The sequence below is a fragment of the Saccharopolyspora halophila genome (genome assembly GCF_039531955.1).
Taxonomy (GTDB): Bacteria; Actinomycetota; Actinomycetes; order Mycobacteriales; family Pseudonocardiaceae; genus Saccharopolyspora; species Saccharopolyspora halophila.
On the sequence record NZ_BAAARA010000007.1, the window covers coordinates 62,884 to 75,235 of the forward strand.

Sequence of the window (12,352 nt, forward strand, 5' to 3'; positions counted from 1 at the left end):
CAGCTCCAGCCGGAGCAGTGGGCCCGGCGCTCGCGAGACCCCGCGAAAAAAGGGGGCACCACCGGCGGTCGTGCCGGTGGTGCCCCTCCTTCTGCTCGAACGTCAGGCGTTGAGCATCAGGGCCAGGTCGTGCTTGATCCTGGTCGTGGCCTCGCGGAGGCCGCCGGGGCCGTGCCGGAGGACGTCGCGGCTGGTGGTGGGCAGCACGTTGGGCAACGCGCGCCCGAAGACCGCCTTGAGGTCCTTGAGCGTGGCGCCCTGGGCACCCAGGCCCGGGGCCAGGATCGGCCCGTTGAGGCCGGAGAAGTCCAGTTCGCCGGCCGGGATCGTCGCGCCCGCGACGACGCCCACGTGCCCGAGCGGGGACTTGCCCTGGTTGGTCTCCGCGGCCGAGTCCACGATGGACTGCGCGACCGAGTCACCGCTGCCGTGCACCGCCTGCTGCAGGCCCATGCCCTCCGGGTTGGAGGTTCGGGCCAGCACGAACACACCGCGCGCGTTCTGCTCGGCGATGCCGATGGCCGGGGCCAGCGAACCGTAGCCCAGGTACGGCGAGACCGTGATGGCGTCGACCGAGACCGGGGAGTGCTCGTCCAGGTAGGCCATGGCGTAGGCGGTCATGGTCGAACCGATGTCGCCGCGCTTGACGTCCAGCAGCACCAGCGCACCGGCGGCCTGGGCCTCGCGCAGCACCCGCTCGAGGACCGCGACGCCCGCCGAGCCGTAGCACTCGAAGAACGCCGACTGCGGCTTGAGGACCGCGACCTCACCGGCGAGAGCCTCCACGACGGTCATCGCGAAGCGCTCCAGCGATGCCGGGGTCTCGTCGAGATCCCAGGCGTGCAGCAGCGAGGGGTGCGGGTCGATGCCCACGCACAGCGGTCCTCGCTCGGCCACCTTCGCCGTCAGCCGCTCGCCGAACCCGGCGCGCAGCGGATCTTGGATCATCACCGACCACCTTGCCACAAGGCGGCCTGCAACGCCTGCAACGGCCGGACACCGATGTTGCCCCCGATCGAGGCCTCGATGCCCTGCACGGCCGCGGCCGCGCCCTGCACCGTGGTCACGCACGGGATGTCCCGGGAGACCGCCGCGGTGCGGATCTCGTAACCGTCGACCCGCGGGCCGGGGTTGCCGTAGGGGGTGTTGATCACCATGTCGACCTCGCCGGCCTTGATGAGCTCGACGATGTCGCGGTGCCCCTCGCCCGCCTCGGTGTGCTTGCCGACCACTGTGGACGGGATGCCGTTGCGGTGCAGCACCTCGGAGGTACCGGTCGTCGCGAGGATCTCGAAGCCGAGATCGGCCAGGCGCTTGACCGGGAACACCAAGGAGCGCTTGTCCTTGTTGGCCACCGAGACGAACACCTTGCCCGAGGTCGGCAGCGAACCGTACGCGCCCGCCTGCGACTTCGCGAAGGCCTGCCCGAACGAGATGTCCAGGCCCATCACCTCACCGGTGGACTTCATCTCCGGACCGAGCAGCGAGTCCACGCCCACGCCCTCGCGGGTGCGGAAGCGGTGGAAGGGCAGCACGGCCTCCTTGACCGCCACCGGCGCGTCGATGGGCAGGTCGGCCCCGTCGCCCTCGGCGGGCAGCATCCCCTCGGCGCGCAGATCGCTGATCTTGGCGCCGAGCATGATCCTGGCGGCGGCCTTGGCCAGCGGGGCCGCGGCCGCCTTGGACACGAACGGCACGGTGCGCGAGGCGCGCGGGTTGGCCTCGAGCACGTAGAGCACGTCGTCCTTGAGCGCGTACTGCACGTTGATCAGCCCGGACACCCCGATGCCCTTGGCCAGGGCCTCGGTGGAGCGGCGCACCATCTCGATGTCCTGGCGCCCCAGGGTGATCGGCGGCAGCGCGCAGGCCGAGTCGCCGGAGTGGATACCGGCCTCCTCGATGTGCTCCATCACGCCGCCCAGGTAGATGTCGTCGCCGTCGCAGAGCGCGTCGACGTCGATCTCGATCGCGTCGTCGAGGAAGTTGTCCACCAGCACCGGGTGCTCGGGGGTGACCTCGGTGGCGCGGGCGATGTAGTTCTCCAGCGAGGGCTCGTCGTAGACGATCTCCATGCCGCGCCCGCCGAGCACGTAGGACGGGCGCACCAGCACCGGGTAGCCGATCTCGTCGGCGATGCGCTTGGCGCCCTCGAACGACGTCGCGGTGCCGTACTTCGGCGCGGGCAGCCCGGCGCCGGCGAGCACGTCGCCGAAGGCGCCGCGGTCCTCGGCGAGGTGGATGGCCTCCGGCGTGGTTCCGACGACCGGCACGCCCGCGTCCGACAGCCGCTTGGACAGGCCCAGCGGGGTCTGCCCGCCCAGCTGCACGATCACCCCGGCTACCGTGCCCGAGCGCTGCTCGGAGTGCACGACCTCGAGGACGTCCTCGAAGGTCAGCGGCTCGAAGTAGAGCCGGTCGGAGGTGTCGTAGTCGGTGGAGACGGTCTCCGGGTTGCAGTTGACCATCACGGTCTCGTACCCGGCCTCGCGCAGCGACATCGCCGCGTGCACGCAAGAGTAGTCGAACTCGATGCCCTGCCCGATGCGGTTCGGCCCGGAGCCGAGGATGATCACCTTCGGCTTGTCGTGCTGCTCGGCGACCTCGGACTCCGCCGCCGGGTCGGACTCGTAGGCCGAGTAGTGGTACGGGGTCTTGGCGGCGAACTCGGCCGCGCAGGTGTCCACCGTCTTGTACACCGGCCGCACGTCGAGGCGGTGGCGCAGCGCGCGCACCCCGTCCTCGCCCGCGAGTTCTGGCCGCACCGCGGCGATCTGCTTGTCCGACAGGCCCGCCCGCTTGCAGCGGCGCAGCAGCGCCGCGTCGAGCACCGGCGCCTCGACCAGTTCGGCGCGCAGCTCCACCCACGCCGCGATCTGGTCGATGAACCACGGGTCGATGCCCGAGGCCCCGTGCACCTGCTCGATGCTCGCGCCCAGCCGCAGCGCGCGCTCCACGGTGAACAGCCTGCCGTCGTGCGCGGTGCGCAGCGCGTCCAGAGTGGACTCCAGCGTGGCACCCACCGGATCCGGGGTGGTCCAGAACCCGGTGGACTTGGTCTCCATCGAGCGCAGCGCCTTGCCCATCGCCTCGGAGAAGCTGCGGCCCACCGACATCGCCTCGCCGACGCTCTTCATCGTCGTGGTCAGCTCGGTGTCGGCGCCCGGGAACTTCTCGAAGGCGAACCGCGGCACCTTGACCACGACGTAGTCCAGCGTAGGCTCGAAGCTCGCCGGGGTCTCGCCGGTGATGTCGTTCTGGATCTCGTCGAGGCTGTAGCCCACGGCGAGCTTGGCGGCGATCTTGGCGATCGGGAAACCGGTCGCCTTGGAGGCCAGCGCCGAGGAGCGCGACACCCGCGGGTTCATCTCGATGACGACCATGCGGCCGGTGCTGGGGTTGATGGCGAACTGGATGTTGCAGCCGCCGGTGTCGACCCCGACCTCGCGCAGCACGTCGAGGCCGACGTCGCGCATGTGCTGGAACTCGCGGTCGGTGAGCGTCATCGACGGCGCGACGGTCACCGAGTCACCGGTGTGCACGCCCATCGGGTCGATGTTCTCGATCGAGCAGATGACCACCGCGTTGTCCGCGTGGTCGCGCATCAGCTCGAGCTCGTACTCCTTCCAGCCGAGCACGCTCTCCTCGATGAGCACCTCGTGCACCGGGGACTCGGTCAGGCCGAACGAGGCCATCCGCTCGAGGTCCTCCTCGGTGTGTGCCATCCCGGAGCCGAGCCCGCCCATGGTGAAGCTCGGCCGGATGACCACCGGCAGGCCGCAGCGGTCGACGAACGAGCGCACCTCGTCCATCGAGTTGCACACCTTGGACTCCGGGACCTCGCCGCCGACCGAGCGCACGATGTCCTTGAACATCTGCCGGTCCTCGCCGCGCTGGATCGCGTCCACGTCCGCACCGATGAGTTCCACGCCGTACTTCTCCAGCACGCCGCGCTCGTGCAGCGCGATCGCGGTGTTCAGCGCGGTCTGCCCGCCCAGGGTCGCCAGGATCGCGTCCGGGCGCTCGGCGTCGATCACCTTCTCCACGAACTCCGGGGTGATCGGCTCGATGTAGGTGGCATCGGCGAACTCCGGGTCGGTCATGATCGTCGCCGGGTTGGAGTTCACCAGCGAGACGCGGAGGCCTTCCTCCCGCAGCACCCGGCACGCCTGCGTGCCGGAGTAGTCGAACTCGCACGCCTGGCCGATCACGATCGGCCCGGAACCGATGACCAGCACGTGATTGATGTCGGTCCGCTTCGGCATCAGCGCAGTACCGCCTCTCCGCGATTCACAGTGGTGGTGACGTTGGGCGGCATCTCCCGTCCCGAGGTCTCCGCTGGTTGCTTGACGTCACGTTCCCCTGAGGTTCCGTTGTGTACGACTCGGCTTGGCACAACGCGGTTCATGACTTGCTCGATTCCGACATGAGGTCTACGAAACGGTCGAACAGCGGCGCGGCGTCGTGCGGACCCGCGGCCGCTTCGGGGTGGTACTGGACGGAGAACGCCGGGGCGTTCAGCAGGCGAAGGCCCTCCACCGCGCCGTCGTTGGCGCAGTGGTGGCTGACCACCGCGCGACCGAAGTCGGTGTCGAACTCCTCGCCCGGCTCGCCCTCGACCGCGAAGCCGTGGTTCTGCGCGGTGATGGCGACCCGGCCGGTCTCGTTGTCGATGACCGGGATGTTGATGCCGCGATGCCCGTAGCGCAGCTTGTAGGTGCCGCGTCCCAGGGCGCGCCCCAGCACCTGATTGCCGAAGCAGATGCCGAACAGCGGCAGCTTGCGGTCCAGGGCCTGCCGGGTCAGCTCGACCTGCGCACCGGTGGTGGCCGGGTCCCCGGGACCGTTGGACAGGAACAACCCGTCCGGCTCGACCGACTGGATCTCGTCCATCGTGGACGTCAGCGGCAGCACGTGGATCTCGATGCCCCGCTCGGCCATCATTCGCGGCGTGTTCGCCTTGATGCCCATGTCCAGGGCGACCACGGTGAACCGCTTCTCGCCCACCGCCGGGATGACGTAGGGCTCGGTGGTGGTGACGTCGCCCGCCAGCGAGGCGCCGACCATCTCCGCGCCGCCGGTGACGGCCCGGACCATCTGCTCGTCGGTGCCCAGCTCGGGGCCGGAGAAGATGCCACCGCGCATCGCGCCCAGCTCGCGGACGTGCCGGGTCAGGGTGCGGGTGTCGATGCCGGAGATCCCGACGATCTCCTGCTTCTCGAGCTCCTCCTCCAGGCTGCGGGTGGATCGCCAGTTGGACGCGCGGCGCGCGGGCTCGCGCACCGCGTAGCCGGACACCCAGATCCGACCGGACTCGTCGTCCTCGTCGTTCCAGCCCGTGTTGCCGATCTGCGGCGCGGTCTGCACCACGATCTGGCGGTGATACGACGGGTCGGTCAGCGTCTCCTGGTAGCCGGTCATGCCCGTGGTGAACACGACCTCACCGAGGGTTCGGCCGACCTTGCCGTACGCCTCCCCGCGGAAGATCCGGCCGTCCTCCAGGACCAATGCGGCCGGGTTGTGCGCGGTCATTTCTCCTCCTGCCGCGAAACCTGTTCGCGAGTCGTCTCGGTTCGAGCTCCGCTGCGCGCGGCGTCGTCGCCGGGCGCCAGGGCGCGGATCGCCTCGACCCATTCGGTCTGGGCTTGCTTGTCGTCGCCGCGGAATCCGGTGTCCAGCATGTGCTCGCCGAGCCGCCAGGTCACCACCACCAGACCCGCTCCCGGCACGACCTTGTTGGCCAGCTTGTGATCCAGGCGGGCGTCGGCCACCGATTCCGCGGGAATCCACAGGGCGCTCGCGCCCTCGCGCTCGATGCGCACTCCCCGCTCGTGCAGCCGGATGGTGCCGTTGGCGCGATGCCCGATATCGCCCACCGCGATGCGGTCCTGCCAGTCATCGGCCTTGGTGGTGCCGATGTACATGCCGGTGGCCGCAGGTAGCCGGTACTCGCCGGGTTCAGCGGGCGCGCTCGGGAACGCGGGCAGCTCGGCGCCCTGTCGTCGTGCCCTGGCCAGCCAGCCGCGACGCATGCCGAAGAACACCAGCACGACCAGCGCCGCCAGCGCGAGCACCCACAGCGTGCGTTCCATCAGCGCCTCACCTTGCCCTCGTGCGCGGTGACCTTGCCGCGCAGCAACGTGGCGACCACCCGGCCGGGCAGCCGCATGCCCTCGAAGGGCGAGTTCTGCCCCAGGCTCGCGAGCTCGGCCGAGCGCACCGTCCACTCGGCATCCGCGTCGACCAGTGCGAGGTTCGCGGGCTCGCCCTCGGCGATCGGGCGGCCCTGACCGGTCATCCCGGCGATCTCGGCGGGCCGTTCGGACAGCACCCGCGCCACCCCGCGCCAGTCCAGCAGGCCCGAGCGCACCATCGTCCGGTTCACGATGCCCAGCGCGGTCTGCAATCCGAGCATGCCCGGCTTGGCCGTGGACCACTCGCAGTCCTTGTCCTGAGCCGCGTGCGGGGCGTGGTCGGTGGCCACGCAGTCCACGGTGCCGTCGGCCAGCGCCGCGCGCAGCGCTTCGGCGTCGGCGTCGGTGCGCAGCGGCGGGTTGACCTTGTTGACCGGGTCGTAGGTGCCCAGCCGCTCATCGGTCAGCAGCAGGTGGTGCGGGGTGACCTCGGCCGAGACCCGCCCGGCTGCCCCGCGGGACTTCCACCAGCGCAGGATCTCGGCGGTGCCCTGCGTCGAGACGTGGCAGACGTGCAGCGCACCGCCGGTGTGCCCGGCGAGCAGGCAGTCCCGGGCCACGATCGACTCCTCCGCGGGTGCGGGCCAGCCCGCCAGGCCCAGCCGGGCGGCGTTGTCGCCCTCGTGGGCCTGCGCGCCCCCGGTCAGCCGCGGCTCCTCGGCGTGCTGGGCGACCAGCCCGCCGAACGAGCGGGTGTACTCCAGCGCGCGCCGCATGATCAGCGGGTCGTGCACGCACTTGCCGTCGTCGGAGAACACCCGGACCTCGGCGGCCGAGTGGCGCATGGTGCCCAGCTCGGCGAGCTTCTCGCCGCCCAGGCCCACGGTCACCGCGCCGACCGGGTGCACGTCGACCAGGCCGACCTCGCGGCCGCGCCGCCACACGTGCTCGGTGATCACCGCGTTGTCGGCGACCGGGTCGGTGTTGGCCATCGCGAACACCGCCGTGTAACCACCCAGAGCCGCGGCCGTCGAACCGGTCTCGACGGTTTCGGCGTCCTCCCGGCCGGGCTCGCGCAGGTGCGTGTGCAGGTCCACGAAGCCGGGCAGCAACACTTGGCCGCCGCCGTCGACGATCTCGTCGGCGTCGGCGCTCAGGTTCGCGCCGATCCCGGCGATGGTCTCGCCCTCGACGAGCACGTCGACCGGCTCGCCCTCGCCGTACGGGCGCACGTTGGTCAGCAGAACCGAACTCATGACAGTCCCGCCTCTCCGCGATTCGTGGTGGTCGCGCCCCGAGCGATGTCTCGTTTCGCGGTTTCCGGTGGCCGGTTCACGTCACGTCCTCCTGAGGTGCGGTCGAGCACGACTCTGGTTGGCACGGGGCTGCTCATGCCGCGATCTCCTCTCCCGCGAGGAGGTGGTAGAGCACCGCCATCCGCACGTGCACGCCGTTGCCGACCTGCTGGGTGATGGCGGCGCGATCCGAATCGGCCACCGACGGCGCGATCTCCATGCCGCGCAGCATCGGGCCCGGGTGCAGCACGACCGCGTGCTCGGGCAGCTTGGCCAGTCGCGCCTCGTTGAGGCCGTAGGCGATCGAGTACTCGCGCGCCGACGGGAAGAAACCGCCGTGCATCCGCTCCGCTTGCACGCGCAGCAGCATGACGGCGTCCAGCTCGGGGAGTTCGGCGTCCAGGTCGTGGCCGACCTCGGCGCCCCAGCGGTCGGCGCCGGTGGGCACCAGGGTCGGCGGCGCGATCAGCCGCACCTCGGCGCCCAGGCTGCGCAGCAGGTGCACGTTGGAGCGCGCGACCCGGCTGTGCAGCACGTCGCCGACGATGCCGATGCGGCGGCCGGAGACGTCACCGAGGCGCTCGCGCAGCGTCGCGGCGTCCAGCAGCGCCTGCGTCGGGTGCTCGTGCATCCCGTCCCCGGCGTTGATGACCTGGGTGCCTTCCTCCTCCAGCCAGCCGGCGAGCCGGTGCGCGGCTCCGGAGGCCGGGTGGCGGACGATCACGCAGTCCGCGCCGGCGGCCGAGAGCGTCAGAGCGGTGTCGCGCAGCGACTCGCCCTTGCCGACCGACGAGCTCGACGCCGAGACGTTGATCACGTCGGCGCTCATCCACTTACCCGCGACCTCGAAGGACACCCGGGTGCGGGTGGAGTTCTCGTAGAACAGGGTCACCACGGTGCGCCCGCGCAACGTGGGCAGCTTCTTCACCTCGCGCCCCAGCAGCGTCTGCTTGAGCGTGTCGGCGGTGTCGAGCACGGCGGAAGCGGTCGCCGCGTCCAGACCCTCGGTGGACAGCAAGTGACGCATCACACGTCCTCCCGGGATTCGGGACGGTCGATGACCACGCGGTCGGCGCCGTCGGTCTCGGCGAGCTTCACCACGACGTCCTCGCTGCGCGAGGTCGGGATGTTCTTGCCCACGTAGTCGGCCCGGATGGGTAGTTCGCGGTGTCCGCGGTCGACCAGCACCGCCAGCTGCACGGCACGGGGACGTCCCTGGTCGCGCAGGGCGTCCAGGGCGGCGCGCACGGTGCGGCCGGAGAAGAGCACGTCGTCGACCAGCACCACCAGCTGGTCGTCGATCCCGCCCGGCGGGACGGTCGTGGGCTCCAGCGGCCGGTTGGGCTGTTTGCGCAGGTCATCGCGGAAGAGAGTGATGTCCAGGGTTCCCGCGGGGATCGATACGCCGCTGAACTCGGCGATCTTGTCCGCCAATCGGGTGGCCAACGGGGTTCCCCTGGTGGGCACGCCCAGCAGCACCACGCTGTCGTTCCCGGTGTCCAGCGCGGTCTTCTCGATGATCTGATGGGCGATACGGGCGATCGTGCGCGCAACGTCACCGGCGGACAGCAGCTCTCGCTGCCCCGCCGGATCCGCCGCGTCCGCCTGGTGGCGTGACGCCACGGTGGACCTCCTTCCCCGCCTCACTGGACGGGTCCTTAAAGGATGGTGTGTGACCTGCCCCGCAATCGCGGACCCGATCAGGATCGCGGATCACGGCGCTGACCAGTACGCTATCAGCGTTTCAAGGTCAATCGACCGGGTGGTGTGTTGGTACTCGCCACATTCGCGCCCAAGACCAACTTGACCTGGTGACGCCCACGAGCGAAGATTACTCTCCGTATCGATCTGAGCTTTGCTCCCCGGTCGGCACTATCGGCTGACGGGGCGAACGAACGGAGAAACGCCACATGGGCGACTACGCCAAGGCGCTGGGCAGCAAACTCCGCGCCATCCGCCAGCAGCAGGGTCTGTCGCTGCACGGCGTCGAGCAGAAGTCTGGCGGACGGTGGAAGGCCGTGGTCGTCGGTTCCTACGAGCGAGGCGACCGTGCGGTGACCGTGCAGAAGCTGGCCGAGCTTGCCGACTTCTATGGGGTTCCGGTCGCGGAACTGTTGCCGGAAGGCCGCGTGCCCTCCGGTGCCGAGCCGGCGACCAAGGTTGTCATCAACCTGGAACGGCTCCAGCAGTTGCCCGCGGAGAAGGTGGGTCCGCTGGCCCGCTACGCGGCGACGATCCAGAGCCAGCGCGGTGACTACAACGGCAAGGTGCTGTCCATTCGCACCGAAGACCTGCGATCCCTGGCGATCATCTACGACATGACGCCGGGCGAGCTCACCGAGCAGCTCATCGACTGGGGCGTGCTTCCCCCGGAGGCGCGTCCGGCTCGAGAGGAGTGAGAAACCTCCCATAACCGACTGCGGGGCACCCGGAGGCGATCGCCGCCGGGTGCCCCGCAGACTCGGCACGGTGACAGTTTTGCCTAAAACTGTCATACGCCACGCGCAAGCCCCAAACCGAAACATCTCCTGAACGCACAACGAGGGCCCCTGCCATCCGGCAAGGGCCCGCTGCGCGCGCCGGTCAGTCGACCGGCTGCTGCTGTTCTTCCGCCTTGATCGTCCTGCGCAGGCGGGAGGCGATGTTGGACATCCGCCCCAGCACGCCGTTGACGAAGCGCGGTGAGTCGTCCGTGGACAGCGAACGAGCCAGCTCCACGGCCTCGTCCACCGCGACCACCGGCGGGACGTCCTCAGCGCACCACAGGAGCTCGTAAACCCCCAGGCGCAGGATGGCGCGGTCCACCACCGGCAACCGGTCCAGCGTCCAGCCCTCGAGGTGCTGCGAGAGCACCTCGTCGATGCGCTCGCCGTGCTCGACGACGCCCTCGACCAGCTTCACCGCGTACTCGTGGACCGGCGGGACCTCGGTGTTGCCGACCCGGTCAGCCAGCAGGGTGACCGCGTCGGAGTCCCGCTGGTCGGCCTCGTAGAGAAAATCGATCGCGCGCTTGCGCGCCTTGCTTCGTGCGCCCGCCACGTCACAACCTCTTTTCGGCCGGAGGGCATGCCGCAGCCGAGGGGCACGCGCTCATTTGGAGTTGACGCGGCTGAGGTACCGGCCGTCGCGCGGGTCGACCTTCACCTTGTCGCCGGTGTTGAGGAACAGCGGAACCGAGACCTCGGCGCCGGTCTCCAGGGTGGCGGGCTTGGTGCCGCCGGTGGAGCGGTCGCCCTGCACACCCGGGTCGGTGTGCTCGATGACGAGCTCGACCGAGGCGGGCAGCTCGATGTAGAGCGGTTCGCCCTCGTGCCGGGCCACGACCACCTGGCTGTTCTCCAGCATGAAGTTCGCGGCGTTGCCGACGACGTCGGCGGGCACGCTGACCTGGTCGTAGGTGTCCGGTTCCATGAACACGTAGTCGCTGCCGTCGTTGTAGAGGTAGGTCATCTCACGACGGTCGACGTTCGCGGTGTCGACCTTCACGCCAGAGTTGAAGGTCTTGTCCACCACCTTGCCGGACAACACGTTCTTCAGGGTGGTGCGCACGAAGGCGCTGCCCTTGCCCGGCTTGACGTGCTGGAAGGTGACGACGGACCAGAGCTGGCCGTCGAGGTTGAGCACCAGTCCGTTCTTCAGGTCGTTCGTGGTGGCCACGTGGGGATTCTCCTGTGGTGATGGCTTGGGTGTTGCCGGACCGAATGCGGGTCCCGGCTCGTGCGGTCGCACCAGTCGTGCGTCAGACTTCGACGAGCTCCTTGGCCGTCAAGGTGAGGAGCTCCGGCGTGCTCGGTCGCACGACCAAGGTGTCCTCGATGCGGACCCCGCCCTGCCCCGGCAGATAAACGCCGGGCTCGACGGTGACCGCCATCCCGTCGCCGATTCTACCGTCCCCTCGCTGGGACAACGCGGGTGCCTCGTGGATCTCCAGGCCGACGCCGTGTCCGAGACCGTGCAGGAAGCGCTCGCCGTACCCCGCGTCGGCGATCACCTGACGGGCCGCGGCGTCCACGTCGCGCACGTCGGCACCGACCCGCACCGCGGCACGTCCGGCGGCCTGCGAGGTGCGCACCAGCTCGTAGACCTCGCGCTGCCAGTCGACGGCCTTGCCCAGGACCACGGTCCGGGTCATGTCCGAGTGGTAGCCATCGACCAGGGCGCCGAAGTCCATCTTGACGAAGTCCCCGGTGGCCAGCTCCGCCTCGGACGGCCGGTGGTGCGGGACCGCCGAGTTCGCGCCGGCCGCCACGATGGTGTCGAACGACGGGCCCGCGGCACCGTGATCGAGCATCCGGGCCTCGAGCTCGCGAGCGACCTCGAGCTCGGTGCGCCCGGGACGCAGCCCGCCGTGCTCGATGAGCTCGGCGAGCGCCCGGTCGGCGGCGGCGCAGGCCATCCGCAGCGCGTCGATCTCGGTCTCGTCCTTGATCAGCCGCAGCTCCTCCACCAGGCCGGGGGCGCGCACCAGCTCGGCGGGTCCGGCCGGTTCGGCCAGCGCGTCCCGGCTGTCCACGGTGACGTGCTGGCTCTCGAACCCCACCCGCTTGTAGCTGCCCTCGGCCTCACCGAGGCGCTTGGCCAGGGCCAGATCGCTCGCCCGGTCGATCACGCGCTCGAGGTCCGGCACCTGCTCCTCGGCCTGGGTGAGGTAGCGGCCGTCGGTGCAGAACACCGTGCGCTGCTCGGCCCCGGTCTCGTCGGCGGCGTGCACCAGCAGCGCGGCGTTGGAGCCGGTGAACCCGGTCAGGTAGCGGATGTTGAGCAGATCCGTCACCAAGATCGCGTCCAGGTCCCGCTCCCGCAGGTGGGCGCGCAACGCGTCTCGTCGGTGGGCGTGCGTCTCGGGCATGCTGGGCAGCGTAACCCGGACAACGGCGGATTGACCGCGCCGCCGCCCGATTTGCGCAAAGCCGCCAGCAGGGCTTC

The 12,352-nt window shown here is 70.1% G+C and carries 11 protein-coding genes; 1 reads left to right on the plus strand and 10 read right to left on the minus strand.

Translation table 11 applies throughout. The features are described 5' to 3' along the window. Positions 1 to 102: 102 nt before the first annotated feature. From pyrF to pyrR, 7 genes are all read right to left on the minus strand, one after another. Entirely contained in the window at positions 103 to 948 is an 846-nt protein-coding gene (pyrF, locus tag ABD289_RS11395; RefSeq protein ID WP_344129916.1) for an orotidine-5'-phosphate decarboxylase, read from the minus strand. Then, the gene (gene carB, locus ABD289_RS11400; RefSeq protein WP_344129919.1) at positions 948 to 4,262 is read right to left on the minus strand and encodes a carbamoyl-phosphate synthase large subunit; all 3,315 of its coding nucleotides are present in this window, start codon (positions 4,260 to 4,262) and stop codon (positions 948 to 950) included. The genes pyrF and carB overlap by 1 nt, the downstream gene beginning before the upstream one ends. A 139-nt stretch (positions 4,263 to 4,401) precedes the next feature. Continuing rightward, positions 4,402 to 5,529 (minus strand): glutamine-hydrolyzing carbamoyl-phosphate synthase small subunit, encoded by a 1,128-nt coding sequence (gene carA, locus ABD289_RS11405; RefSeq protein WP_344129922.1) that lies wholly within the window; start codon positions 5,527 to 5,529, stop codon positions 4,402 to 4,404. Continuing rightward, complete coding sequence (locus ABD289_RS11410) at positions 5,526 to 6,089, minus strand: PH-like domain-containing protein (protein ID WP_344129925.1); 564 nt, start codon at positions 6,087 to 6,089, stop codon at positions 5,526 to 5,528. The genes carA and ABD289_RS11410 overlap by 4 nt, the downstream gene beginning before the upstream one ends. Next, a complete protein-coding gene (locus ABD289_RS11415) occupies positions 6,089 to 7,387 on the minus strand; it encodes a dihydroorotase (protein WP_344129928.1) in 1,299 nt (432 codons plus the stop codon). The genes ABD289_RS11410 and ABD289_RS11415 overlap by 1 nt, the downstream gene beginning before the upstream one ends. A gap of 133 nt (positions 7,388 to 7,520) precedes the next feature. After that, positions 7,521 to 8,453 carry an aspartate carbamoyltransferase catalytic subunit gene (locus tag ABD289_RS11420; protein WP_344129931.1) on the minus strand — a complete coding sequence of 311 codons (933 nt, stop codon included), beginning with the start codon at positions 8,451 to 8,453 and terminating at the stop codon, positions 7,521 to 7,523. Continuing rightward, the gene (pyrR, locus tag ABD289_RS11425) at positions 8,453 to 9,049 is read right to left on the minus strand and encodes a bifunctional pyr operon transcriptional regulator/uracil phosphoribosyltransferase PyrR (protein ID WP_344129934.1); all 597 of its coding nucleotides are present in this window, start codon (positions 9,047 to 9,049) and stop codon (positions 8,453 to 8,455) included. Before pyrR ends, ABD289_RS11420 begins: the two co-directional genes overlap by 1 nt. Positions 9,050 to 9,336: 287 nt before the next feature. On the opposite strand from pyrR, the gene bldD reads away from it, so the two are divergent. Continuing rightward, positions 9,337 to 9,825 (plus strand): transcriptional regulator BldD, encoded by a 489-nt coding sequence (bldD, locus tag ABD289_RS11430; protein ID WP_010311046.1) that lies wholly within the window; start codon positions 9,337 to 9,339, stop codon positions 9,823 to 9,825. A 184-nt stretch (positions 9,826 to 10,009) separates the two neighbouring features. Here the strand turns inward: bldD and nusB are convergent, their stop codons facing one another. From nusB to ABD289_RS11445, 3 genes are all read right to left on the minus strand, one after another. Further along, complete coding sequence (gene nusB / locus ABD289_RS11435) at positions 10,010 to 10,465, minus strand: transcription antitermination factor NusB (RefSeq protein WP_344129939.1); 456 nt, start codon at positions 10,463 to 10,465, stop codon at positions 10,010 to 10,012. A 51-nt stretch (positions 10,466 to 10,516) separates the two neighbouring features. Further along, positions 10,517 to 11,083 (minus strand): elongation factor P, encoded by a 567-nt coding sequence (gene efp / locus ABD289_RS11440; RefSeq protein WP_344129941.1) that lies wholly within the window; start codon positions 11,081 to 11,083, stop codon positions 10,517 to 10,519. Positions 11,084 to 11,165: 82 nt separating this feature from the next. After that, complete coding sequence (locus tag ABD289_RS11445; protein ID WP_344129943.1) at positions 11,166 to 12,275, minus strand: M24 family metallopeptidase; 1,110 nt, start codon at positions 12,273 to 12,275, stop codon at positions 11,166 to 11,168. Positions 12,276 to 12,352 lie beyond the last annotated feature (77 nt).